Below are 24680 nucleotides of genomic sequence, written 5' to 3' on the forward strand. Positions count from 1 at the left end.
GTGACGGATAGTAAAGCAGCCACCACACCCACCCCCTCAGCAGCAGTACTCGTGCTCGAAGACGGCCGCATGTTCCGCGGCCGCAGCTACGGAGCCCAGGGAACCGCTCTCGGTGAGGCAGTCTTCGCCACCGGCATGACGGGCTACCAGGAGACCATTACCGATCCCTCCTACGCCCGCCAGCTGGTGGTGCAGACAGCGCCGCACATCGGCAACACCGGCGTCAACAGCGAAGACGCTGAATCCCGCCGCATCTGGGTGGCCGGGTACATCGTGCGCGACGCCGCCCGTCGCCCCTCCAACTGGCGTTCCGAGCGCAGCCTCGATGAGGAACTGGTGGAGCAGGGAATCGTCGGCATCCAGGGCGTAGACACCCGGGCCATCACCCGCCACCTCCGTGAGCACAAGACCATGCGGGCCGGCATTTTCTCCGGTGAGGCCGCGCACGCCACCGACAAAGAACTGCTGGACGCTGTCCTCGCCAGCGCCCCCATGGAAGGCGCAGCCCTGGCGGAGGAAGTCTCCATTGACGAGGCTTACGTCGTGGAACCAAAGGACCACGGCTGGGAAGGCGAGCCGCGCTTCTCCATCGCAGCCGTTGACCTCGGCATCAAGGCCATGACTCCGGTGCGTTTCGCAGAGCGTGGCGTGCGCGTGCACGTCCTTCCGGCCACCTCCACCCTGGAGGATGTCAACGCTGTCAAGCCCGACGGCTTTTTTATGTCCAACGGTCCAGGAGACCCTGCAACCGCTGACAACCAGGTTTCGTTGCTGCGTTCGGTACTGGATGAGAAGCTCCCGTACTTCGGTATCTGCTTCGGCAACCAGATCCTCGGCCGGGCCCTGGGCTTTGGCACCTACAAGCTCCGTTACGGCCACCGCGGCATCAACCAGCCCGTCATGGACCGCCGGACCGGCAAGGTGGAAATCACCTCGCAGAACCACGGCTTCGCCGTTGACGCCCCGTTGAACGGGGCCACCGTGGCACCGGAAGAACGATACGGACGTGTGGAAGTCAGCCACATTTCGCTCAATGACGACGTCGTCGAAGGACTCGCCTGCCTCGACATCCCCGCCTTCTCGGTCCAGTACCACCCCGAAGCTGCGGCCGGACCGCACGATGCTGCGTACCTCTTCGACCGCTTCATCGACCTCATGGCCGACACCAAGTCCAAGGCCACAGGCGCCAACTCCAACGACTCCAAGACTGAGGACAAGAAGTAATGCCCAAGCGTACAGATCTCAAGAGCGTCCTTGTCATCGGTTCCGGCCCCATCGTTATCGGCCAAGCGGCTGAGTTCGACTACTCCGGTACCCAGGCACTTCGCGTCCTGAAGGAGGAGGGCCTGCGGGTCATCCTGGTGAACTCCAACCCGGCCACCATCATGACGGACCCCGAATTCGCCGATGCCACCTATGTAGAGCCCATCACTCCAGAGGTGGTGGAAAAGATCATCGCCAAGGAGCGCCCGGACGCCATCCTGCCCACCCTCGGCGGCCAGACTGCGTTGAACACGGCCATCGCGCTGGACAAGAACGGTGTGCTGGAGAAGTACAACGTGGAACTCATTGGCGCGAACATCGCCGCCATTGAGCTCGGCGAAGACCGTGAGAAGTTCAAGGGCGTCGTGGAGCGTTGTGGCGCAGAGTCCGCACGCAGCCACATCATCCACACCATGGAAGAAGCCTTCGCTGCTGCCGAGGACCTCGGCTACCCCATGGTGGTCCGCCCGTCCTTTACCATGGGTGGCCTGGGCTCCGGGCTGGCTTACAACGAGGACGACCTCCGCCGCATCGTCGGCCAGGGCCTGCAGTACAGCCCCACCACCGAGGTCCTGCTTGAAGAGAGCATCCTCGGCTGGAAGGAATACGAGCTTGAGATGATGCGCGACAAGAACGACAACGTCGTTGTGGTCTGCTCCATCGAGAACTTCGACCCCGTGGGTGTCCACACCGGTGACTCCATCACGGTAGCTCCGGCCCTGACCCTCACGGACCGCGAGTACCAGAAGCTGCGCGACGTCTCCATCGCGGTCATCCGCGAAGTTGGTGTGGACACCGGTGGTTGCAACATCCAGTTCGCCATCGATCCCGCAACAGGCCGTGTAGTGGTGATCGAGATGAACCCCCGCGTATCCCGTTCCTCCGCGTTGGCCTCCAAGGCAACCGGCTTCGCCATCGCCAAGATCGCCACCAAGCTTTCCCTTGGTTACACCTTGGACGAAATCCCCAACGACATCACCCAGAAAACCCCTGCCTCTTTCGAGCCGACGTTGGACTACGTGGTAGTGAAGGTTCCGCGCTTCGCTTTCGAGAAGTTCCCGGCAGCGGATAACACCCTGACCACCACCATGAAGTCCGTGGGCGAAGCCATGGCCATGGGCCGCAACTTCACCGAGGCCCTCCAGAAGGCCCTTCGCTCATTGGAACAGAAGGGCTCACAGCTGGACTTCAGCTCCGTACCGGAGTACGAGGTTGCCGAGCTCATCGAGAGGGCCAAGCGCCCCACCACGGAACGACTGCACCAGGTGCAGCGTGCGCTCCTGGGGGGCGCCACGGTGGAAGAGGTCTTCCAAGCCACCAAGATCGACCCCTGGTTCCTGGACCAGCTCCAGCTCCTCAATGAGACGGCGCAGGAGATCCGCAAGGCCGGCGTTCTCACTGAGGAGATGCTGCGCAACGCCAAGCGTCACGGCTTCTCCGACGAGCAGATCGGTGCATTGACACATAACAATGAGGCAGTAGTCCGGGGCGTCCGGCAAGCACTGGGTATTCGTCCGGTCTACAAGACGGTGGACACCTGTGCCGCTGAGTTCGCTGCCTACACGCCCTACCACTACTCGTCCTATGACGAGGAAGACGAAGTAGGCCTGCACGCCAAGCCCTCCGTCATCATCCTGGGCTCCGGGCCCAACCGCATTGGCCAGGGCATCGAGTTCGACTACTCCTGCGTCCACGCCTCCATGGCGCTGCGCAAGGCCGGCTACGAGACCGTCATGGTCAACTGCAACCCGGAGACCGTCTCCACGGACTACGACGTCTCCACGCGCCTTTACTTCGAGCCGCTGACCCTTGAGGACGTCCTTGAGGTCATTGCTGCAGAGGAGCGTACCGGTGGAGTCATGGGTGTCTTCGTCCAGCTCGGTGGCCAGACCCCGCTGAAGCTGGCCCAACAGCTCGCTGATGCCGGTGTTCCGATCCTGGGCACTTCGCCGGAAGCGATCGACCTGGCGGAGCACCGCGGCGCCTTTGCCCGCGTCCTGGATGAAGCCGGACTGACCTCCCCGAAGAACGGCACCGCCGTGTCCTTCGAGGACGCCAAGAAGATCGCCGACGAAATCGGCTACCCGGTGCTGGTCCGCCCGTCCTACGTCCTGGGCGGCCGCGGCATGGAGATCGTCTACGACGAAGCAAACCTCTCCCGTTACATCGCCAATGCCACGGAAATCACCCCGGACCACCCGGTGCTGATTGACCGCTTCCTCGAAGATGCTGTCGAAATTGACGTCGACGCACTTTTCGATGGCACCGACATGTACCTCGGCGGCATCATGGAACACATCGAGGAAGCCGGCATCCACTCCGGTGACTCCGCATGCGTGCTTCCGCCGATTACCTTGGGCAACAACGTGATTGAGCGTGTGCGCACGGCAACCCGGGCCATCGCCGAAGGTGTTGGCGTCCGAGGCCTCATCAACATCCAGTTCGCGCTGGCCTCCGACGTCCTGTACGTCCTTGAAGCCAACCCGCGTGCTTCCCGCACCGTTCCTTTCGTTTCCAAGGCGACAGGCGTGCAAATGGCCAAGGCCGCTGCGCTCATCGGCACAGGTGTCACCATCAACCAGCTCCGCGGCGCCTACAAGATGCTGCCGGAAACCGGTGACGGTTCCACCCTGCCTTTGGACGCGCCGGTTGCCGTCAAGGAAGCGGTCCTTCCGTTCAGCCGCTTCCGTACTCCTGAGGGCAAGGTTGTGGACTCCCTGCTCGGCCCGGAAATGCGCTCCACCGGTGAAGTCATGGGCATCGACAAGCACTTCGACACCGCGTTCGCCAAGAGCCAGGCCGCAGCGAACAACGCCTTGCCCACCCAGGGCAAGATCTTCGTCTCGGTAGCCAACCGTGACAAGCGCTCAGTGATTATGGGCGTCAAGCGCCTCTCGGACCTGGGCTTCGAGATCGTTTCCACCGGTGGCACCGCTGACGTCCTACGCCGCAACGGCATTCAGGCAACCCCTGTGCGTAAGGTGGCCGAAGGCAGCAGCGCAGAGGGCGAAGGCACCATTGCGGATCTGGTCATCGCCGGCGAGATCGACATGGTCTTCAACACACCCTCCGGCGGCGAAGCCCGCAGCGACGGTTACGAACTCCGTGCTGCGGCAACGTCCATTGGCATTCCCTGCATCACCACCGTTGCCGAGTTCAATGCCGCAGTGCAGGCCATTGAGGCACTGCGCACTTACGAATGGTCGGTGACCAGCCTGCAGGAGCACGCAGCCAACCTGTCAGCGGCAATGGAAGCAGCCAATGCCTGAGTCTGCTTCACCACAGCAAGGCCAGCAGCCGGCCGGGGAGTCTTTCGGATCCCGGCTGGCTGCGGCCATGGCCGCGCGCGGCCCGCTCTGCGTCGGAATCGACCCCCACCCGCAGCTCTTGGCCGATTGGGGATTGACCGACGACGTCGCCGGCTTGGAGCGCTTCTCGCTGACGGTGGTTGAGGCCGTGGCTTCCCTCGCTGCCGCGGTCAAGCCGCAGGTGGCGCTCTACGAGCGCCACGGCTCGGCCGGCATGGCTGTGCTGGAACGGACGCTCACCGCCTCCGCGGATGCGGGCGTGCTCAGCATCGCCGACGCCAAGCGTGGCGACATCGGCTCCACTATGGCCGCCTATGCGGATGCCTGGCTGCGTGACGGTTCTTCCTTGGCCGCGGACTCGGTGACGCTTAGCCCGTACCTGGGCTTTGAGTCGCTGCGCCCGGCGTTGGACCTTGCTGCGCAGTATGGCAGGGGAGTGTTTGTGCTTGCACTGACATCGAACCCCGAAGGAAAGTCTGTGCAGCACATCGGTGGAAGTGATTCCGTGGCGCGTAGGATTGCCGCTGCCGCAGCCCTCGAGAACCAGCGGTACAGCGGTTCCATGGGGTCAGTTGGCCTGGTGGTAGGGGCAACCATCGGCTCTGCCTTGGATGATCTGGATATTGAACTCGCGCCTGTGCGCGGTGCAATATTGGCCCCTGGCCTCGGTGCCCAGGGCGCCACTCCAGCTGACCTTCGCACAACGTTTGGCGCTGCTTACCCCACGGTCCTGGCCACTTCCAGCCGGGGGATCCTGGCGGCAGGACCGTCCTTGGCAAGCCTCCGTGCTGCCACTGAGGAAACTTTGCGCGGACTTCGCTTCGAGTAAGTTGTCCATGCTCATTGCGCAACCGGGCCCCTGCCGGTAAGTTCAGGATCAGTCCGCGTGATCTGGATCACATGTGCGATCTGACAGGGGTTTGGCAGTGGGCCTTAAAGAGCTGACACCGCAGGAGCGTTCAGATGCGCTTGAGAAAGCTGCCAAGGCGCGGTCAGTGCGTGCCGCCGCCAAGGAGAGACTCAAGCGCGGCGAAGTCAGCATTGCTGAGTTGATTTCCTCCGGAGCCACCGACGACGCGATTGCGCGCATGCGGGTAGTGGAGTTGTTGGAGGCCCTGCCGGGTATCGGGCCCGTCAGGGCTGCCGGGATTATGGCGGAGATTGGCATTGCAGGATCGCGGCGCATCAGAGGCCTGGGAATTCATCAGGCCCGGGCGCTGGTAGATTTTATGGATACCCAGCAAAGCGTTTGACGCATCTCCCCGAAGGAATCCGTGAGCAAGAAACCCGGACTGACTGTCCTTGCAGGCCCCACTGCCGTTGGCAAGGGAACCGTATCCACCTACATCAGGGACAACTATCCAGAGGTTTGGCTCTCAGTCTCGGCAACCACCAGGGCTGCGCGTCCGGGTGAAAAGGACGGGGTCCACTATTTTTTCAAGTCTGCTGAGGAGTTCGACTCCCTGGTGGCAGAGGGTGAACTCCTGGAGTGGGCTGTGGTGCATGGCCAGAACCGCTACGGGACCCTTCGAAGCACAGTTGATGCCGCTATTGCAGACGGTAAGTCTGTACTTCTGGAGATCGACCTCCAGGGCGCGCGACAGGTAAAAGCTGCCGTCCCGGACGCGAATTTTGTGTTCCTGGCGCCGCCCAGCTGGGACGAAATGGTTCGCCGCCTGGTGGGCCGCGGCACCGAAACTCCCGAGGAACAGCAGCGCAGGCTGGAAACCGCTAAACTGGAACTTGCTGCTGAACCGGAGTTTGACCACACCGTCATCAATGACGACGTTCGCCGGGCAGCGGACGAGCTTGTTTCACTCATGGGGCTTACCCCGCACCAGCGCTAAGCGCTTGCATTTGTTGGCCCGCTAAAATTTGGAGAATTCGTGTCCACGAACCTTGAAGGCATCATCAACCCGCCGATCGATTCGCTGCTTGAGGCTGCTGATTCCAAGTACGGCCTGGTCATCTTCGGCGCCAAGCGCGCCCGCCAGATCAATGCCTACTACGCTCAGCTGCACGAGGGCCTGTTCGAGTACGTCGGCCCGCTGGTTGACACCAAGCTGAACGAGAAGTCGTTGTCCATCGCTCTGCGCGAGATCAACGAAGGCTTGCTGGTTTCCACGCCGATCGAGCCCGCAGAATAATAAAGACTGCCTGTTGACGGAGGTCACGTGCGCATGGTCCTCGGAGTCGGGGGAGGGATCGCAGCCTATAAGGTTGCATCGCTCCTCCGGCTTTTTACTGAATCCGGTCACAAGGTGACGGTCATCCCTACGGAAGCCGCTACCCGATTCGTCGGAGTGGCCACGTGGGAAGCCCTCTCCGGTAACCCTGTGAGCAACAGCGTCTTTGACGACGTCGAGAAGGTCAATCATGTTCGTCTAGGGCATGAGGCAGACCTGATAGTAGTTGCTCCTGCTACCGCTGACCTTTTGGCTAAAGCAGCAACCGGACAAGCGGGCGACCTCCTTACCAACACCCTCCTCATGGCCCACGGGCCGGTTCTGTTTGCACCCGCCATGCACACGGAAATGTGGCAGCACGCCGCAACCCAAGCCAACGTGGAGACCTTGCGCAGCCGTGGTGTCACCGTGCTGGAGCCTGCCTCCGGTCGCCTGACGGGTGCCGATTCGGGTCCCGGACGCCTGCCCGAGCCCGAGGCAATTTTTGCTGCGGCCATGGCTCTTACAGAAGCCGCAGAACAGACCCAGGCTGTTACCGCCGCGGAGCAGACGCTGGCAGAGCGGATCGTGACGATCTCTGCCGGTGGCACGCGTGAAGCTCTGGACCCGGTCCGGTTCCTTGGAAACCGCTCGTCCGGCAAGCAGGGTGCGGCACTGGCTGCTGCAGCCTTGGCTGCCGGGGCAACTGTGAGATTTATCGCGGCTCACATGGACGTTGAGCCGCCTGCCGGCGTCGAGCTCGTCCGCGTTGAATCCGCCTTGGAACTGCGTGAGGCAGCGCTGAAAGCGGCGGCGGATTCCGACGTCGTGATTATGGCAGCCGCCGTGGCGGACTTCCGTCCGGCAGAGGTCTCGGATACGAAAATCAAGAAGGTGGACGGCGAGGACGCGCCCGTTGTGCGGTTAATCCGGAACCCGGACATCCTGCACGAGCTCGTGGAGCGTCGTAATGCCGATGGCGGCCAACAGTTGATTGTAGGGTTCGCAGCCGAAACCGGTGACGCCCATGGCGACGTCCTGGAGCATGCAACAGCCAAGCTCAAGCGCAAGGGCTGTGACCTCCTGGTGGTGAACCAGGTGGGCATTGGCCGGGTGTTCGGACAGGATGAGAATTCCGTCGTTATCTTGTCCGGTCACGGTGCGGACCCTGAGTCAGCCGCCGGCTCGAAGGCCGACGTCGCCGCTGCCGTCATTGATCGGGTAGGGGCTGAACTCACCCGGGTCTTCCCGGCCATGTAACTGAGCCCACACCCGAATTCTTAGCAAAGGGACACACGGCAAATACCGCCGTCCCGCAACCCAGTAAGGTGGTCGAGTGACTTTACCGCTGCACCATGAACACCATGGCACCCCGTCCAAGCTCAGGCTCTTCACGTCCGAATCGGTCACCGAAGGGCACCCGGACAAGATCTGCGACCAAATCAGCGACTCCATCCTGGACGCCCTGTTGGCTGCCGATCCTGAATCCCGTGTGGCCGTTGAAACCATGGCCACTACAGGCTTGGTGCACGTGGCTGGTGAGGTCACCACCGACGCTTACGTAGAAATTCCGCAGATTGTCCGCGAAACCATCCTGGGCATCGGCTACGACTCGTCCGCCAACGGTTTCGACGGCGCCCGTTGTGGTGTGTCCGTGTCCATCGGCCAGCAGTCAAACGACATCGCCGGTGGCGTGTTCAACTCACTTGAGGCCCGCGAAGGCCGCCAGGAGGATGACTATGACCTCCAGGGTGCCGGCGATCAGGGCATCATGTTTGGCTATGCCAGCGACGAGACGGCGTCCTACATGCCAACTCCCATCTGGCTGGCGCACCGTTTGTCAGAACGCCTCACCGAAGTCCGCAAGAACGGCGAGCTGGCCTACCTGCGTCCGGACGGCAAGACACAGGTCACGGTAGGTTACGACGGCGACCGGCCGGTTTCCGTGGAAACGGTGGTCATCTCCAGCCAGCACGCTGAAGACGCCAGCCTCGAGCAGCTGCGCGCGGACTTGGCCAGCTATGTGATCGACCCCGTCATGTCGGCGTCCAACCTGGATATCGCACACGCTGCGAACATTCTGAACCCCGCGGGCGCGTTCGTCATTGGTGGTCCGGTAGGCGATGCCGGGCTCACAGGCCGAAAGATCATCGTGGACACTTACGGTGGTTTCGCACGCCACGGCGGTGGCGCATTCTCCGGCAAGGATCCGTCCAAGGTGGACCGCTCGGCAGCTTACGCCATGCGGTGGGTTGCCAAGAATGTTGTGGCCGCCGGACTGGCCAAGCGTGCTGAGATCCAAATTGCCTACGCCATCGGCCAGGCACGCCCGGTGGGAACCTACGTTGAGACGTTCGGCACGGAAACCGTTGATCCGGCCCGCATCAGTGAAGCAATCGATGAGCTGTTCGACCTCCGTCCGCGGGCCATCATCGACGCCCTGGATCTCAAACGGCCCATCTATGCCAAGACGGCGGCCCACGGTCACTTTGGTCGCGACGACCCGGATTTCACGTGGGAACGGCTGGACCGGGTGGCGGACCTGAAGGAATACTTCAACGCCTGAGGTGTTGTTCCTGCAAGCCGTCCTGAGTGCTGATGTTGTTTTGTCGGTGCTTCGTGGTTGGCTGAAGCCAGAGAGATGCCCGCAGCGGGTCAATCCCGCTGTGGGCATTCCCGGTTAAGAATGCGTGGTGCATTTTCTGCGCTCAGAGTTGGAGGTGAAGTATGGCAGGACACGAGGCCCAGCCATCGTTGCTTCAACCATCGCTGCTGCAGGGTTTCCCGGACCGGGGTCCTGTCAACGGACCTCCGTTGGCAGCTGTGAATCCCGTTGCGCGCGTCGTTCTGGAGTCTTCCGTGCCGCACCTGGACAGGCCTTTTGACTACAGTGTTCCCGCGGAGCTCTCCGAAACTGCGGTCCCCGGTGTTCGGGTGAAAGTGAAGTTCAATGGCCAGGAGCTCAATGGTTACATCGTCGAGCGCCGTGCGGACTCGGATGCAGCCCACCTGCTGACGGCCCTGCATAAAGTTGTGTCCCCGGTTGCTGTCCTGACCCCGGCTATCAACGAGTTGGCCGGCAGGGTCGCTGCCCGGTACGCCGGTACGCTCAGCGATGTTCTCCGGACGGCTGTCCCTCCCCGTGTGGCCAAGGTGGAGAAGGAATTCTTGGCCGGGGACCTCGACGCCGACGCAGCGGACCTGAAACCGTTCACGGAGGCCCGCGCGTGGGCGGCGTACTCCAACGGAGCGCCGTACCTGCAGCACCTTGCCAGTGGTGGTTCACCCAAAGCTGTCCTCACAGCTCTCCAAGGATTCGGCCCCGATGGTTGGCCGGCCATGATTGCTACGGCCGTTGCCACAGTTCGTAAATCGGGACGTGGCGCGGTTGTGGTGGTGCCGGATTATAGGGACCTTGAGCAGTTGGAGGCGGCGCTTGCCAACGTCCTGCCGTCTTCCGACGTCGCCCGGCTGACGGCGGACGACGGGCAAACTCCCCGCTATAGGAACTTTCTGCGGCTACTGAGCGGGACAGCGGGAGTGGCCATTGGTACCCGTTCGGCGGCCTATGCTCCTGTTCGCGATCTGGGTCTGGTGGTGTGTTGGGACGACGGCGACGACCTCCACATCGAGCAACGGGCACCATATGCGCACACCAGGGAAGTCCTGCTGTTGCGTGCCGAGCAGGAGAACGCCGCATGCCTCATGGCCTCCCACAACCGAAGCACCGAGCTCCAACGCCTTGTTGAGATGCAGTGGGCGGTGCCCCTTGAAGCGCCGCGACGTACTGTCCGCGCCACAGCACCCAGAGTTCTCAATACCGCTGACAGTTTTGAACAAGAACGTGATCCTCTGGCACGTATTGCACGCTTGCCGGGCGCAGCGTGGCGGGCGGCCAAGGAGGGCCTGGAGCGGGGTCCTGTCCTGGTCCAAGTGGCCCGGGCCGGATACGCCCCGTCGTTGGTATGCGAGACGTGCCGGGAACTTGCCCGCTGCAATGCCTGTCAGGGGCCGCTGGCCGTATCAAGCAGCTCGGCCATGCCGGCATGCCGGTGGTGCTCCACGCCGGCCCCGCAATGGCGGTGCACGCACTGTAGTGGAACACGACTACGCCGGGGAGCAGCTGGCGTGATGCGGACGGCAGAGGAACTGGGACGGGCTTTTCCCGGTAAAGCGGTAGTGACCTCTTCAGGCGAGCACGTTAAGGCAAGTGTGCCGGATACTCCCGCTCTGGTGGTCGCGACGGTGGGCGCTGAGCCTGTTGCGCCCAACGGTTACGCGGCCGCCCTGTTGCTGGACGGCAACTCGTTACTTCGGCGGGAGAACCTGCGGGCGGGAGAGGATACGGTTCGCCGATGGTTCAACGCCGCCTCCCTGGTGAAGCCGGCCACTCAAGGTGGACTTGTAGTGATCACCGCTGACGACACGGCGGCGACGGGGGCACTGTTGCGGTGGGACGCCTCCGGCTTTGCCTCACGTGAACTGGCGCTTCGGAAGGAACTTCAGCTGCCTCCTGCAGTCAGGGTAGCTTCCGTGACCGGGGCAAGGGCCGACGTCGCGCATTTCAGCGACGCTTTGGAGTCCAACGCCGGGCTGGCCTCGGCAGCAAAACTCCGAAAAGCCGGGCCTGCGCCCGTAGTGTTCTCCGGCAGCGGTCAGCTGTCCGGCGGGCAATCATCAGGCGCTGAGGCTGATGCTGACGTCAGGACGCTCTACTTCATTCCCTACGGAGACGCTGCGGAAACCACGCGTGCCATGCGGGCTGTGAAGGCAGCCAGCGCCGCCAAGCGGACCTCAGGACCCGTTCAGTTGCGCCTGGACGGGGTGGACGTCCTCTGACGCAGGGCTACCACTTCCTCGGCTGCAGCAAGGAGCTGCCGCGCCGATTCGTCCCAGTTGAACTCTGCCGCACGCTCTGCGGACCTGCGGGAGCGTTCCTGCCAGAGAGATTCCTCGCCCAGCGCAGTTACAGCCGCCGCGAACTCCACGGGTGACTCCGGGTCTACGTAGCTGACGGCATCACCGCCGACTTCACGGAAGATCGGTATATCGCTTGCGATCACAGGGGTTCCCAGGGCCATGGCCTCCACCAACGGCAGGCCGTAGCCCTCGGCGCGTGAGAGGCTGATCAGCGCTGTGGCCCTGAGCAGGAGTTCGTCGTACTCTCCATCAGTGACACCGTTGTGGAATACCACCTTGGCTCCTTCGGGAACCATCGCCTCCAATTCTGCCTTGCGCTGCGGAGTGATCCTGCTCAGCAGGTGAAGGGTGTACTGGTGCAGGCCGGACATGCCCCGGATCATGGTTTCCACGTTCTTGTACGGCATGAAAGAACCCATGTAGAGCAGGGACTTGTCCGCGCCGGCTTCAGGCGCGCGAGGCTTTTGACCGGGTTGGGGTGCGTTGCCCACAATCCGCACGGGCCGCTTTGTCAGCCTGTACTTGGCCATGAGCGCCTCGGTAGTGCGGCTGATGGTGGCTACGATGTCCGCGCGGTTGAGTAGGAGCCGCTGCGGCCAAAAGGCCTTGTGGTAAAGCCTCCACAACAGGCGCACCGGGGCTGGCAGGAAGCCCGGGGGAGTCGGGTGCTCGTAGTAAATGAGGTCGTGGAGGGCCAATACCAGCCCGTACCGGCGGCCCAAGGTGCCCATGGTCTGCATGGGACACACCACCACGTCAGCGCCCAGGGGGTTGACCTTGCGCGCGACGAACAACTCCAAAGGAGACAAGGGGCTGTTGACCATCACATACGGAACGTCGGGCAGCAGGGCCAGTTGGCGTTTGTCGCTGATCAGCATGGTGACGTCGGCGATTTTGGACGTTGCGGCTATGAGGCTGGAACCGTAGCGGCTGATGCCATCGTGGTGGTCCGTTCGGGTAAAGCGGGCATCGATGACAATTTTCACGCGGGATGTTCCTCCAGGAAGGTGCGGATTGCTTCTGCCGCCGGAACCGGCGTCTCATAGTGGATTAAATGCCCGACGCCGGGAATCACTTCCAGCTTTGCCTCGGGTAGGCGTCCCATGAGTTTGTACTGGTTGGGAAGGGTGGCTATTTCATCCTTCTCGCCGGCGACCAGCAGCACGGGAAGAGTTAGCTGTTCGGCGACCTCGGCCACGTTGCCTGAGACGGAAGCCTTAAACGATTCGAGCAGGCTTTTTCTGTCTGCGAAGGCACTGAAGTAGGCGTCGTGCTGGGCATGGATGAAACGGCGCAGGTTTTTGTCGTTGGTTTTGGCCATGGTGATGCTCATAATGCGAACGATCAGCCGATTCCTCAGTACCGCCAGTCCCAGAGGGCGGGGAAGTTTGGCGGACGCCTGGTAGTAGAGCACTGCAAGCTTTGTCATGAGGCCCTTGGGTCCCTCCAATGCCGGCGCAGCGATTGGGTTGATCAGGACCAGCGGGTAGACGGCTCCAGGATTCGCCGCGGCAAAATGGCTGGCGACGATTGATCCGAAGGAGTGCCCGAGCAGGACAGTTTTGTCATCCAAGCCGAGCGCCGCCATGAAACCGGAGATGAACTTTCCGTAGCGTTCAACGCTGTGTTCGTCCTCAACGAAAGGTTCTGAGCTGCCGAAGGCAGGCAAGTCCGGCATGATGATGCGCATTTCCGGAAGTTGATCAGCGACGCGCAACAGCCCGTGGTGGTCTCCCCGGAAGCCATGGATGACCAGAATGGTGCGTGTCATCGGAGAGACAGTGACCGGCTCGTACGTCCAGTACGCTACTTTACTGCCGTCCACCTCAACGTCCGCGGCACGCGTCCGCCCCGCCAGGGATTTGCTGAAGAATTCACTGGGGGCCTGTGCACTCTGGGGGGAGTGCGCGGTGTCCACATTGTCCATTGCTTGGTTCCTAGTTCACGTTGTCCGGGTGGGACCCGGTCCGATGGTGCCGTTCGAGCGCGGCTATGCCGTCCATGTCCGCGGCGTCCAGTTCAAAATCAAAGACAGCATAGTTTTCCTTGATCCGTCCTGCCGAGCTTGCCTTGGGGATGACCAGGTTCCCCAGTTGCAGATGCCAACGCAAAATGACCTGTGCCGGAGTTCTTCCGTACTTATCGGCGAGCGACACAATGGCAGGGTCAGCCAGGACCTGCCCGCGGCCGAGGGGGCTCCAAGCCTCGGTGGCGATTCCCAACTGATCATGCAAGGTCCGCAGTCTGGTTTGCTGCAGCCAAGGGTGCAGCTCGATCTGGTTGACCGCGGGGACAACTTCTGCCTTCTGCATGAGTTCTTCAAGGTGTCCGGGCTGGAAATTGGAAACACCGATCGCCCGCACTTTGCCCTCCCGGTACAGGGTCTCCAAGGCTTTGTAGGTCTCTGCAAACAGTCCCCGCCCAGCACAGGGCCAGTGGATGAGATAGAGGTCCACAAAGTCCAGCCCGAGGTTGGAGATGGAGGTATCGAATGCGCGGAGCGTGGCATCGTAGCCGTGGTCATCGTTCCATACCTTGGTGGTGACGAAGACGTCTTCGCGCGCAAGTGCGTGCACGGATTCGCCGGAGCCTCCGGTACCTCTGTTCGCTTCAGCGGCGTCTCCGATCGCACCGCCAAGCGCCCGGCCCACCCCCACTTCGTTGCCGTACATCGCTGCTGTATCGAATCTCCGGTAGCCCTCGCCCAAGGCTGTGGCAACCAATGCCTCGGCGTCTGTGGCGGGAACTTTGTAGAGTCCGTATCCCATGCGGTCCATCTGTACGCCGTTGTTGAGTGCCAACTTGTTCGATGTCAGCTTGGTGGGGGATCTCATAGCAACGACTCTACCCATTCCTTGCACGATTGCTTCAGGAATGGCTGTTGAAACTCACCAGGCGTCGGGCTGAGGCTTCGTCCAGAATAAGGTCAGTTGCCAGTCCTGCTGCCAGGGCTCCCTGGAGTCCGTTGATCTTGGAGGCCCCGGAGACCACGCAAATCCGGCGCCTGACTTGGCGCAACTGTTCATGGCTTGGACCGGTTGACCTCGCATTCAAGGTGATGCCGTCCGATGACCCATCGCTCCGGAAGAAGACGGTCGCCACGTCGCCAACGACGTCGTCTGCGGCCAGCATGGTGAGATCGTATTCATCGAGGTAACCACCGGCGTACACGTGGCTGGGGTAGTCCGAATCAACGGATCCGACGCCGAAAATGGCGATGCTCATGCGGGCCTGCAAGTCCAGGATGCGTTGAACGCTGCGCTCATTCCACATGGCGGTCTTGGTGGAGGCATGATCAAAAAAGGCCGGAACAGGGAACTGCTCCACGCGCGCACCGTACGCGCTGCCGAAGCGTCTCATGATGTCGCTGGCATAGGTAATGCCGGTGGTTTGCATGTTTCCGGCGCCGTTGAGTTGAACCACGATGCTGTCATGGGTGACCTTGCGGGTTAGGTGCCGGCTGACCGCGCTCAGTGTTGCGCCCCAGGCCACGCCGATGATGGCATTTGAGTCCACAAGGGGTCCGATTGTTCGTGCAGCCTGCATGGCTACGCGGTCCAGGGTCTCTGCTTCATTGAGAGTGTCCAGCACCGGAACCACGTGGACGTCCACTCCGTATTGGTTCCGGATCTGGCTTTCCAGCTCCGGGCCGGTATCAAAAGGGCTTCGAATCTGGACCTGAACCAAGCCGGTTTCCCGCGCCGAGGACAACAGTCTGGACACTGTGGATCGGGACGTCCGGAGCTCGCGGGCAATCGCATCCATGGTCAGGTCCTGCAGGTAATACATCTGTGCAGCCCGGAGTGCATCCGAGTGACGTGATCGTGCCATCTCATTTCCTTCCTGCACGTTTGTGCAAATAGCTTGACTCCATTTTCCACCTTCGCCAGATTAGTGGTGAACGGTGCAGCAGCGAGTGGCGCGGCGCACGAACCAAGCCCAAGGGAGCAGTTTTGGGACACAACAAGATTTCCGGTACCTCACAGCACACACAGCGCGACTCCGTCGTTGCACTGCAGGAGCGGCCCTCGGCCAAGGTACTCATCATCGGCGGTGGCATCAATGGTGTCGGAACGTTCCGCGATCTTGCCCTTCAAGGCGTCGACGTGGCGCTTGTTGAACGCGGGGATTACTGCCAAGGTGCCAGCGGCGCTTCTTCGCACATGATCCACGGCGGCATCCGCTACCTGGAAAACGGCGAGTTCCGCCTGGTCCAGGAATCAGTGGTTGAGCGCAACCGCCTCCTGCGGATTGCGCCGCACTATGTGAAGCCACTGCAGACCACCATCCCCATCTTCAGCACGTTCTCAGGCATCTTGTCCGCACCCATGCGCTTCCTCACCCACAAACAGGGCAAGCCCAAGGAGCGCGGCGCGTTCCTCATCAAGGTTGGCCTGAGCATGTACGACTTCTTCTCCCGCGACGGCGGAAGCGTACCCCGCCACCAGTTCCGCGGCCGCACCAGGGCCTTGGCCGAGCTTCCCAAGCTTCACTCCGGTATCAAGTACGCGGCTACCTACTTTGATGCCTCGGTTCACAACCCGGAACGCCTCACCCTTGATGTCCTGCAGGACGGAGAAAAGGCAGGCCGCGGCGGGGGCCTGCCGGGAGGAAGCGCCCGCGCCAGCAACTACGTCTCGCTCGTGTCCATGGGCTCGGACGGAGCCCGGCTTCGTGATGAACTGACCGGCAAGGAATTCGACTTCCAGGCTGACGTCATCGTCAACACCACAGGTGCCTGGGTAGACCTCACCAACCAATCCATGGGGGCCGTCAGCAAGTTCATGGGAGGCACCAAGGGATCCCACATCGTCCTGGACCACCCGGAACTGCTCGCAGCATGCAACGGCCGGGAAATCTTCTTCGAGCACACCGACGGCCGCATCGTCCTCATCTACCCCATGGGAGACCGCGTCCTGGTAGGTACCACGGACGTGGACGCTGATATGTCCGAAGACGCAGTGTGCACCGAAGAAGAAATCGACTACTTCTTCGACCTCGTCGGGCACGTGTTCCCCACCATCAAGGTGGAACGCGAACAGATCGTCTACAGCTTCGCTGGCGTCCGCCCGTTGCCTCGCCACGACGAAACCCAGCCGGGATTCGTCTCACGCGACTACCGCATCGAACGCAGCGTACGCACCGGCCGCGACGCCGTCACAACGCCGGGCGGTAAGGCCGCCGTCGTCCTCAGCTTGGTGGGCGGCAAGTGGACCACCTTCCGCGCCCTGGCCGAACACATGACCAACGACGTCCTCCGCGAACTGGGCATGGAACGGAAAGTCTCGACGGCGAAGCTCGCCATCGGCGGCGGCGCCGGCTTCCCGGCCACTGAACAAGGCGAACAGGAATGGATCAAAAAGCACATGGGTCCTGGCCTGGACGCCGACCGCGTAGCTGTCCTGCTGACCCGCTACGGAACCCGGGCAGATGCAGTTATCGAGTACCTGAACGCGGGACAGGACACGCTGCTGCGTGCCACGCGCGAGCTCAGTGTCCGGGAGCTGACTTACATGGCAGAACACGAGCAAATCGGGCACCTGGTGGATGTCCTCATCCGCAGGACCTCGCTGGCATTCCGTGGGCTGGTTACCGGCGAGCTACTCAACGAGATCGCTGCAGCATTGGCCGAGCCGCTCGGTTGGGACGCAGCCACCCGTGAAGCGGAAATCCGCCACGCCCAGGAAGTACTGCAGCGGTTCCACAAGGTTGACGTGCACAGTCTCGTAGCCTGAGCACAAGCAGCGGAAAACAGCTTGACCGTCCCAGCGTGCGGTAGGGACGGAATGGGGTAGGTGGTCCCGCCAGGGGACCACCACACCGGGACGGTTCCGGAGACAACGGAACCGACCCAACAGCCTCTTCACCCGCGAGGAGGCTGACAACAGAAAAATGAGGAGTCAAAGATGTCTCTTGGAATTGTTTTCCTTTCCGAAGTATTCGGAACCATGATGCTGACCCTGCTGGGTTGTGGCGTCGTGGCAAACGTTGCGCTCAAAGGCACCAAGGGCAACAACGGTGGATTCTTGATGGTGACGTGGGGCTGGGGTATTGCGGTCTTCGCGGGCGTTTTCGTGGCTGCAAAGTCCGGTGCGCACCTTAACCCGGCTGTCACCCTGGGCCTGCTGGTCAATCAAAAAGCAGAGTACGCCCCCGGTGTGCCCGTGGATTTCGCGTCCACCCTGACGTACTTCGGTGCTGAACTACTGGGCGCTTTCCTGGGCGCAGTTGTCTGCTGGCTCGCTTACAAGCAGCACTTCGATGAAGAACCCCTCGCTGCGAACAAGCTGGGCACCTTCTCCACCGGTCCGGCCATCCGTTCCACCCCGTGGAACCTCATCACAGAAATCATCGGCACGTTCGTCCTGGTCTTCGTCATCCTGACCTTCGGCGGCACACCCTCCGGCCTCGGCCCGCTTGCCGTTGCACTGCTTGTTGTCGGTATCGGCGTTTCCCTCGGTGGTCCCACCGGCTACGCCATTAACCCTGCACGTGACCTCGGCCCCCGCATCGCCCACGCCCTCCTCCCCATCAAGGGCAAGGGCAGCAGTGACTGGGCCTACTCCTGGATCCCGGTGGTCGGACCGCTGGTTGGTGGCGCCCTCGCAGGGCTCGTGGCCTTGTGGGTTCCCGACATCATGCCTGCACTCGCCGGCTAATACTGCAAACACTCGCAACACCCACCCGCACGTCGTAAATCACCACCTGAGCACCAACAACAAAAGACAAGGACGTCACCATGAATCAATACGTCATCGCCATCGACCAAGGCACCACCAGCTCCCGCGCCATCGTCTTCGACCACACGGGCAACATCGTTTCCACCGGCCAGATGGAGCACGAGCAGATCTTCCCCCAGGCCGGCTGGGTGGAGCACAACCCCGCCGAAATCTGGAACAACACCCGCGAAGTAATTGCTGCCGCCCTGTCCAAGGCGAACCTGACCCGGCACGACATCGCCGCCGTCGGCATCACCAACCAACGCGAAACCGCTGTCGTCTGGGACAAGAACACCGGCGAGGCCGTCTACAACGCCATCGTCTGGCAGGACACCCGCACGCAGCCCATCGTCGACGAACTGGCACAGGACGGGGGAGTGGAACGCTTCAAACAGAAGGTCGGGCTGCCCTTGGCCACCTACTTCTCCGGTACCAAGATCAAGTGGATCCTGGACAACGTGGACGGTGCCCGGGAGCGCGCCGAGGCCGGCGACCTTCTCTTCGGCAACACCGATGCCTGGGTTCTGTGGAACCTGACCGGCGGCGTCGACGGCGGTGTACACGTCACCGATGTCACCAACGCCTCCCGCACCCTGTTCATGGATCTCGAGACCCTGCAATGGGACCAGGAAATCCTGGACATCTTCGGTGTACCCGCGTCCATGATGCCCGCCATCAAGTCCTCCTCCGAGGTCTACGGCCACGTCCACACCTCGCAACTGCTCCGGGAAACGCCTGTAGCAGGCATCCTCGGTGACCAGCAGGCGGCAACTTTTGGCCAGGCCGCGTTCCAGCCCGGCGAAGCCAAAAACACCTACGGCACCGGCTGTTTCCTGATCTTCAACACCGGCGAGGAAATCGTTCACTCCAAGAACGGCCTCCTCACCACCCTCGGATACAAGCTGGGCGACGCCAAGCCGCACTACGCGCTTGAAGGCTCCATCGCCGTCACCGGGTCCCTGATCCAGTGGCTCCGCGACAACCTCGGCATGATCAGCTCCGCCCCTGAGGTGGAGGAACTCGCTGCCGGGGTAAAGGACAACGGCGGCGTTTACATCGTCCCGGCCTTCTCAGGCCTGTTCGCACCCTACTGGCGGGCAGACGCACGCGGCGCCATCGTGGGCCTCACGCGTTTCGCCAACAAGGGCCACATCGCCCGTGCGGCACTGGAGGCCACCGCCTTCCAGACCCGCGAGGTCCTCGACGCCGTCAACGCAGACTCGGGAGTTCCGCTCACCGAGCTGAAGGTCGACGGCGGCATGGTCGCCAACGAGGCACTCATGCAGTTCCAGGCAGACATCCTGGGCGTGCCGGTGGTCCGTCCGAAGGTTGTTGAAACAACGGCCCTCGGTGCTGCGTACGCGGCCGGCCTGGCCGTCGGATTCTGGAAAGACCTGGGCGAGCTCAGCGCCAACTGGAACGAAGACAAGCGCTGGGAGCCGCAGCTGCCGGCAGAAGAGCAGGAGCGTCAGCTGCGGCTCTGGAAGAAGGCCGTGACAAAGTCCATGGACTGGGTCGACGAGGACGTTAAGTAGTCTGACCTGACGTTGACGGCAGCCGCGCCTGCCCCGCCCGCTTCGCGGTGCCCACCACACCCGGGCGAGGCGCGGCTGCCGTCAACTCAACCATCAGCTCTGTAAGCCGCTCGATGCGAACTGGGAGTTTAATCGTGCGCTATTGTAGATCTATGCGTGCGATCCTTCTGCTTAGCTAGCCGCCCGGCAATACATAGCCGTGCGGCCGCCCCTCCATTGTTGAGGGGCTTTTGTGTGTCCGGGACATTCCGGTGCCAGAGCAGGAGTCAGAACCGCCATCGAAGAACAGAAGAGGGCAGCAGTGAGCGTTCAGCCGGAGACAACCGGAACAGCACCAACAGCCGCAGCCGAAGCGCCCGAAGAGGGCGTCTACAGCTTCGCTGCGATGGAAGCCAAATGGCCGCAGGTATGGGAGGACCTCAAAGTCTTCACGCCTGCCGACGACGGTTCGCGGGAACGCCGCTACGTGTTGGACATGTTCCCCTACCCCTCCGGCGACCTCCACATGGGCCACGCCGAAGCGTTCGCAATGGGTGACGTCGTTGCGCGTTACCTGCGCCAGAAGGGCTTCGACGTTCTGCACCCCATCGGATGGGACTCGTTCGGTCTGCCCGCGGAGAACGCTGCGATCAAACGAAACGCCCACCCCAGCGAGTGGACGTACGCCAATATCGATACCCAGGCGGCCTCGTTCAAGCGCTACGCCATCTCTGCCGACTGGTCCCGCCGCATCCACACATCGGACCCCGAGTACTACCGGTGGACGCAGTGGCTGTTCAAGCGCTTCTACGAGCGTGGCCTGGCCTACCGCAAGGACTCGCCCGTCAACTGGTGCCCCAAGGACCTCACCGTCCTGGCTAACGAGCAAGTAGTCAATGGGGCTTGTGAGCGCTGCGGAACTGCTGTCACCAAAAAGTCCCTGAACCAGTGGTACTTCAAGATCACCGACTACGCCGACCGTCTGCTCGAGGACATGGACCAGCTCCAGGGCCACTGGCCCGAGCGCGTTCTGGCCATGCAGCGCAACTGGATCGGCCGCTCAGAGGGCGCCCACGTGCGCTTCGTCATCGAAGCCACGCAAGACCGTGCCGAGCGCGAAGTCACCGTGTTCACCACGCGGCCGGACACCCTCTACGGTGCAACGTTCTTCGTGGTTGCAGCAGATGCACACTTGGCGCTGGACCTGGTAACCCCGGAACAACATGATGAACTCATGGCCTACCGCGAAAAGGTCAAGGCGCTCTCGGAAATCGAGCGCCAGTCCACCGAGCGCGAGAAGACCGGCGTCTTCACCGGCCGCTACGCCATCAACCCCCTCAACGGCGAAAAGCTGCCGGTGTGGGCCGCTGACTACGTCCTGGCGGACTACGGCACTGGTGCCATCATGGCCGTGCCGGCGCACGACCAGCGTGACCTCGACTTTGCCAGGACTTTCGGACTTCCCGTCCGCGCTGTCCTGGACACCGGCGCCGAAGATCCGGCGGAGACGGGCGTTGCCACTGCTGGCGAAGGCACGCTCAAGAACTCCGGCGAACTGGACGGGCTCACCAAGTCTGAAGGCATCCCCGCAGCGATTGAGATCCTTGAGAAGCTTGGAACCGGCGAGAAGTTCGTCAACTTCCGGCTGCGTGACTGGCTGCTGAGCCGTCAACGCTTCTGGGGTACTCCCATCCCCATCATCCACTGCGGTGAATGTGGCGAAGTCCCTGTGCCCGATGACCAGCTCCCAGTCAGGTTGCCGGACAATTTGCGCGGTGAGGCGTTGTCGCCCAAGGGAACTTCGCCGCTGGCCGCCGCCGTCGAGTGGGTCAACGTTGAATGCCCCAACTGCGGACGAGCTGCGCAGCGGGACACCGACACCATGGACACGTTTGTGGACTCGTCCTGGTACTTCCTGCGGTTCGTGTCACCCGACTTCACCGAGGGCCCGTTTGATCCCGAAAAGATCAACAACTGGATGCCGGTAGGACAGTATGTGGGCGGTGTGGAGCACGCCATCCTGCACCTGCTCTACGCGCGCTTCTTCACCAAGGTCATCAAAGACATTGGCCTGATTGAAGCCAACGAACCGTTCTCAGCACTGCTCAACCAGGGGCAGGTACTCAACGGTGGCAAGGCCATGAGCAAATCCCTCGGCAACGGTGTGGATTTGGGCGAGCAGTTGGACAAGTTCGGCGTGGACGCCGTCCGTCTCACCATGGTCTTTGCCTCCCCGCCGGAGGACGACGTCGACTGGGCCGACGTTTCGCCGTCGGGTTCGGCCAAGTTCCTCGCCCGTGCCTGGCGCCTTGGCCAGGACGTCAGCAGCGAACCCGGTGTCGATCCTGCCACCGGTGACCGGGCCCTGCGCACGGTCACGCACAAAACCATCGCCGACGCCGCCGAACTGTTGGACAACAACAAGTTCAATGTGGTGGTTGCCCGCCTGATGGAGTTGGTCAACGCAACCCGTAAAACCATCGACTCGGGTGCAGGTGCCGCTGACCCGGCCGTTCGTGAAGCGGTGGAAGCCGTTGCAGTGATCCTGAGCCTCTTCGCGCCCTACACCGCTGAAGACCTGTGGAACACCCTCGGTCACCCGGCTTCAGTAGCAAATGCAGGCTGGCCGAAGCACGACGACGCACTGCTGGTGCAGGACACCGTCACAGCTGTGGTCCAGGTCCAGGGTAAGGTTCGTGACCGCTTGGACGTTTCGCCGGACATCACCGAGGGCGAACTGCGTGAGCTCGCCCTGGCCTCGGACAACGTCCAGCGCGCCTTGGACGGCCGCGGTATCCGCACCGTCATCGTGCGGGCACCTAAACTGGTGAACATCGTTCCTGCCTAGCAGGGATAGTGCGGCCGCCGGCAGACTGCCGGCGGCCGGCCATCATCTTTGGAGGTCGCGTGCCTGAGCGAGAACCACCCGCATGGATTTGGCTCAAGGAAAGAGTGGCGCGTCTTCGCCAGCCCACGGCGCCGGTTACTGTGGCGGACGTGCCGTTGGCCGCCGTCGTCAAAACCGCAATCGTTACTGATTCCGCGGCTGCCCTGCCGCCGGACTGGGTGTCCGCCTTCACGGCCGATGGGCGCCTCGCCGTTGTTCCCATGCCAGTGATGGTAGGGACCGAAATCTACGGTGAGGGCGAAGACGACATCACCCAAACCCTGTCGCTGGCTCTCGCGTCAGGCGCCTCGGTGAAAACGTCACGGCCATCGCCCGGGCAGTTTGAGCAGGCGTACCTCGCTGCGCAACGCCGGGGTTTCGAATCCGTGGTGTCCATCCATATTTCTTCCGAACTCTCCGGAACCGCCGATGCCGCAAGGCTGGCCGCTGCGAGGGTCACCATTCCGGTCGAAATAGTGGATTCGCGCACGGTGGGAATGGCCCAGGGAATGGGCGTGCAGAGTGCCGTCGTAGCGGCAGCCGATGGTCAGGGGGCGGCCGAAGTCCGCGGTTTCGCGGAAAAGCGCATGGAGCGCACGAAGGTCTATTTTTACGTGCCCAGCCTCGAGCAACTGAGGCGGGGTGGCCGGATCGGTGCGGCAGCATCCCTGTTCGGTACCGTCCTGGCTATAAAGCCCATACTGGCGGTGGACGACGGAAGGATCGTCCCGCTGGAAAAGGTCCGTTCCGCTGTGCGCGCCATAGCTCGCCTTGAGGAGATTGTTGCCGCCGACGTGGCCTCCAGGCCGGCCGGCCAGCAAAGGTTGGCGGTTCACCATTTTGGTAATCAACTGGAAGCCGAAGCTTTGGCGGCCCGCTTGAACGAGAAATGCCCGGAGTGCCCGGCGCCCCAAATCAGCGCTCTCCCGGCCGTGTTGGCAGCACATGCAGGACTGGGCGTGCTCGCGGTCATCGTTGGGGAGAGCAGCACGCCAACGGACTGATCCTTGGGCTCTCTTATCCACATAAGGCACCTCACCCCCATCGTTCCCGCAGTACGAGCCATAGGCTCGAAAGATGCCACGCCGGAACCGGGATGCCTCCCCAGATGCCGCCATGCAGGCAGCCCGTCAGCGTTACGCATCCCGCTTGGGTACGGATACCCAAACCCTTCCGCTGCTGCAGTTGCCCCAAGGCTCCGGGCAGGCCTTTGATGATTCAAACCCTGAAAGCCGCGTGCATCACGCACGCACCCGGTGGCGGACCCCGTGGCCGGTTGCTGTCCTCCTGGCCATCGTAGGAGTTGGCTTTATCGCCTGGCACTTATGGCAGTCTGCTGTGGGACAGTCCAGTTCCGAACCCCTGAGTCCCACGTTTTCTTCCGGACCTGCTGTGCCGGAGTCATCGGAGTCACCGCAAGCGGCTGCCTCCGGGAGCGTGGTCGTACACGTGGCCGGTGCGGTACATAAGCCCGGAATCGTGTCATTGCCGCAAGGCAGCAGGGTCTTTCAGGCAATAGAAGCCGCCGGGGGTGCTGTACCCAACGCGGAACTCAATGGTCTCAACCTTGCTGAGGAGCTAAGTGACGGCGTCAAAGTTCATGTGCCGCTGATCGGCGAGATGCAATCCGCACCTTCTCCACTTGCCGGCGGTTCCCTCAGCCCCGGTGGAACGGCCGCCCCTTCGGCAAAGGGGGCCAAGGTCAACATCAACACTGCATCGTTGGAGGAACTGGGCACCCTACCCAGAGTGGGGCCCGTGACTGCGCAAGGAATCATTGACTGGCGGAAAGAGCATGGCCCCTTCGCTTCTGTAGATGAACTTGACGCCGTTGACGGCATTGGACCCAAACTCATGGAGTCCCTCAAAGAACTTGTGACGGTGCAGGGTGGCTGAGTCAGCGG

Annotated in this window: 19 protein-coding genes; 15 read left to right on the forward strand and 4 right to left on the reverse strand. The window is 62.3% G+C overall.

Features of this window, described 5'->3' with window-relative positions:
- From carA to EU811_RS14735, 9 genes are all read left to right on the forward strand, one after another.
- Complete coding sequence (gene carA, locus EU811_RS14695) at nucleotides 1-1224, forward strand: glutamine-hydrolyzing carbamoyl-phosphate synthase small subunit (RefSeq protein ID WP_187697189.1); 1224 nt, start codon at nucleotides 1-3, stop codon at nucleotides 1222-1224.
- Complete coding sequence (gene carB / locus EU811_RS14700) at nucleotides 1224-4532, forward strand: carbamoyl-phosphate synthase large subunit (protein ID WP_142939086.1); 3309 nt, start codon at nucleotides 1224-1226, stop codon at nucleotides 4530-4532. Before carA ends, carB begins: the two co-directional genes overlap by 1 nt.
- Nucleotides 4525-5400 (forward strand): orotidine-5'-phosphate decarboxylase, encoded by an 876-nt coding sequence (gene pyrF / locus EU811_RS14705; protein WP_142939087.1) that lies wholly within the window; start codon nucleotides 4525-4527, stop codon nucleotides 5398-5400. Before carB ends, pyrF begins: the two co-directional genes overlap by 8 nt.
- Nucleotides 5401-5497: 97 nt before the next feature.
- Nucleotides 5498-5824 (forward strand): integration host factor, actinobacterial type, encoded by a 327-nt coding sequence (mihF, locus tag EU811_RS14710; RefSeq protein WP_142939088.1) that lies wholly within the window; start codon nucleotides 5498-5500, stop codon nucleotides 5822-5824.
- A gap of 21 nt (nucleotides 5825-5845) precedes the next feature.
- Nucleotides 5846-6418, forward strand: coding sequence for a guanylate kinase (gene gmk / locus EU811_RS14715; RefSeq protein WP_011774946.1), 573 nt, complete (start codon nucleotides 5846-5848; stop codon nucleotides 6416-6418).
- Nucleotides 6419-6457: 39 nt separating this feature from the next.
- Nucleotides 6458-6718 (forward strand): DNA-directed RNA polymerase subunit omega, encoded by a 261-nt coding sequence (rpoZ, locus tag EU811_RS14720; protein WP_017197559.1) that lies wholly within the window; start codon nucleotides 6458-6460, stop codon nucleotides 6716-6718.
- 27 nt (nucleotides 6719-6745) lie between these two features.
- Nucleotides 6746-7996, forward strand: coding sequence for a bifunctional phosphopantothenoylcysteine decarboxylase/phosphopantothenate--cysteine ligase CoaBC (coaBC, locus tag EU811_RS14725; protein WP_142939089.1), 1251 nt, complete (start codon nucleotides 6746-6748; stop codon nucleotides 7994-7996).
- A 76-nt stretch (nucleotides 7997-8072) separates the two neighbouring features.
- Nucleotides 8073-9302, forward strand: a complete 1230-nt coding sequence (gene metK, locus EU811_RS14730) for a methionine adenosyltransferase (protein WP_142939090.1) — start codon at nucleotides 8073-8075, stop codon at nucleotides 9300-9302.
- Nucleotides 9303-9463: 161 nt separating this feature from the next.
- Complete coding sequence (locus EU811_RS14735) at nucleotides 9464-11575, forward strand: primosomal protein N' (protein ID WP_142939091.1); 2112 nt, start codon at nucleotides 9464-9466, stop codon at nucleotides 11573-11575.
- On the opposite strand, the gene EU811_RS14740 is transcribed toward EU811_RS14735, so the two are convergent.
- From EU811_RS14740 to EU811_RS14755, 4 genes are read right to left on the reverse strand one after another with little or no spacing between them, the layout of a single operon-like run.
- The gene (locus EU811_RS14740; protein ID WP_142939092.1) at nucleotides 11542-12642 is read right to left on the reverse strand and encodes a glycosyltransferase family 4 protein; all 1101 of its coding nucleotides are present in this window, start codon (nucleotides 12640-12642) and stop codon (nucleotides 11542-11544) included. The genes EU811_RS14735 and EU811_RS14740 overlap by 34 nt on opposite strands.
- On the reverse strand, nucleotides 12639-13583 hold the full coding sequence (locus EU811_RS14745) for an alpha/beta fold hydrolase (RefSeq protein WP_142939093.1): 945 nt from the start codon (nucleotides 13581-13583) through the stop codon (nucleotides 12639-12641). Before EU811_RS14745 ends, EU811_RS14740 begins: the two co-directional genes overlap by 4 nt.
- 10 nt (nucleotides 13584-13593) lie before the next feature.
- Nucleotides 13594-14490 carry an aldo/keto reductase gene (locus tag EU811_RS14750; RefSeq protein WP_165450193.1) on the reverse strand — a complete coding sequence of 299 codons (897 nt, stop codon included), beginning with the start codon at nucleotides 14488-14490 and terminating at the stop codon, nucleotides 13594-13596.
- 34 nt (nucleotides 14491-14524) lie between these two features.
- A complete protein-coding gene (locus EU811_RS14755; protein ID WP_142939095.1) occupies nucleotides 14525-15487 on the reverse strand; it encodes a sugar-binding transcriptional regulator in 963 nt (320 codons plus the stop codon).
- A 122-nt stretch (nucleotides 15488-15609) separates the two neighbouring features.
- Here EU811_RS14755 and EU811_RS14760 point away from each other — a divergent pair, with 122 nt between their 5' ends.
- From EU811_RS14760 to EU811_RS14785, 6 genes are all read left to right on the forward strand, one after another.
- Entirely contained in the window at nucleotides 15610-17391 is a 1782-nt protein-coding gene (locus tag EU811_RS14760; protein ID WP_142939096.1) for a glycerol-3-phosphate dehydrogenase/oxidase, read from the forward strand.
- Nucleotides 17392-17562: 171 nt separating this feature from the next.
- Nucleotides 17563-18315, forward strand: coding sequence for an MIP/aquaporin family protein (locus tag EU811_RS14765; protein ID WP_142939097.1), 753 nt, complete (start codon nucleotides 17563-17565; stop codon nucleotides 18313-18315).
- A gap of 80 nt (nucleotides 18316-18395) precedes the next feature.
- Nucleotides 18396-19910: a glycerol kinase GlpK gene (gene glpK, locus EU811_RS14770; protein ID WP_142939098.1), complete on the forward strand. Its 1515-nt coding sequence runs from the start codon at nucleotides 18396-18398 to the stop codon at nucleotides 19908-19910.
- 301 nt (nucleotides 19911-20211) lie between these two features.
- A complete protein-coding gene (gene leuS, locus EU811_RS14775) occupies nucleotides 20212-22737 on the forward strand; it encodes a leucine--tRNA ligase (protein ID WP_142939099.1) in 2526 nt (841 codons plus the stop codon).
- A 59-nt stretch (nucleotides 22738-22796) separates the two neighbouring features.
- Nucleotides 22797-23780 carry a DegV family protein gene (locus EU811_RS14780; protein ID WP_446698053.1) on the forward strand — a complete coding sequence of 328 codons (984 nt, stop codon included), beginning with the start codon at nucleotides 22797-22799 and terminating at the stop codon, nucleotides 23778-23780.
- A gap of 73 nt (nucleotides 23781-23853) precedes the next feature.
- The gene (locus EU811_RS14785; protein WP_142939101.1) at nucleotides 23854-24672 is read left to right on the forward strand and encodes a helix-hairpin-helix domain-containing protein; all 819 of its coding nucleotides are present in this window, start codon (nucleotides 23854-23856) and stop codon (nucleotides 24670-24672) included.
- The last annotated feature ends 8 nt before the right edge of the window (nucleotides 24673-24680 follow it).

The sequence above is a fragment of the Arthrobacter sp. TS-15 genome (assembly GCF_006964045.1).
Classification (GTDB): Bacteria; Actinomycetota; Actinomycetes; order Actinomycetales; family Micrococcaceae; genus Arthrobacter.

Bases quoted from the DNA above. Each gene is read 5' to 3' on its own strand.
- EU811_RS14755 (WP_142939095.1), bottom strand. From the start codon at position 15,487: ATGGCACGATCACGTCACTCGGATGCACTCCGGGCTGCACAGATGTAT.
- EU811_RS14745 (WP_142939093.1), bottom strand. From the start codon at position 13,583: ATGGACAATGTGGACACCGCGCACTCCCCCCAGAGTGCACAGGCCCCC.
- EU811_RS14785 (WP_142939101.1), top strand. From the start codon at position 23,854: ATGCCACGCCGGAACCGGGATGCCTCCCCAGATGCCGCCATGCAGGCA.
- carB (WP_142939086.1), top strand. From the start codon at position 1,224: ATGCCCAAGCGTACAGATCTCAAGAGCGTCCTTGTCATCGGTTCCGGC.
- EU811_RS14750 (WP_165450193.1), bottom strand. From the start codon at position 14,490: ATGAGATCCCCCACCAAGCTGACATCGAACAAGTTGGCACTCAACAAC.
- pyrF (WP_142939087.1), top strand. From the start codon at position 4,525: ATGCCTGAGTCTGCTTCACCACAGCAAGGCCAGCAGCCGGCCGGGGAG.
- EU811_RS14735 (WP_142939091.1), top strand. From the start codon at position 9,464: ATGGCAGGACACGAGGCCCAGCCATCGTTGCTTCAACCATCGCTGCTG.
- EU811_RS14765 (WP_142939097.1), top strand. From the start codon at position 17,563: ATGTCTCTTGGAATTGTTTTCCTTTCCGAAGTATTCGGAACCATGATG.
- glpK (WP_142939098.1), top strand. From the start codon at position 18,396: ATGAATCAATACGTCATCGCCATCGACCAAGGCACCACCAGCTCCCGC.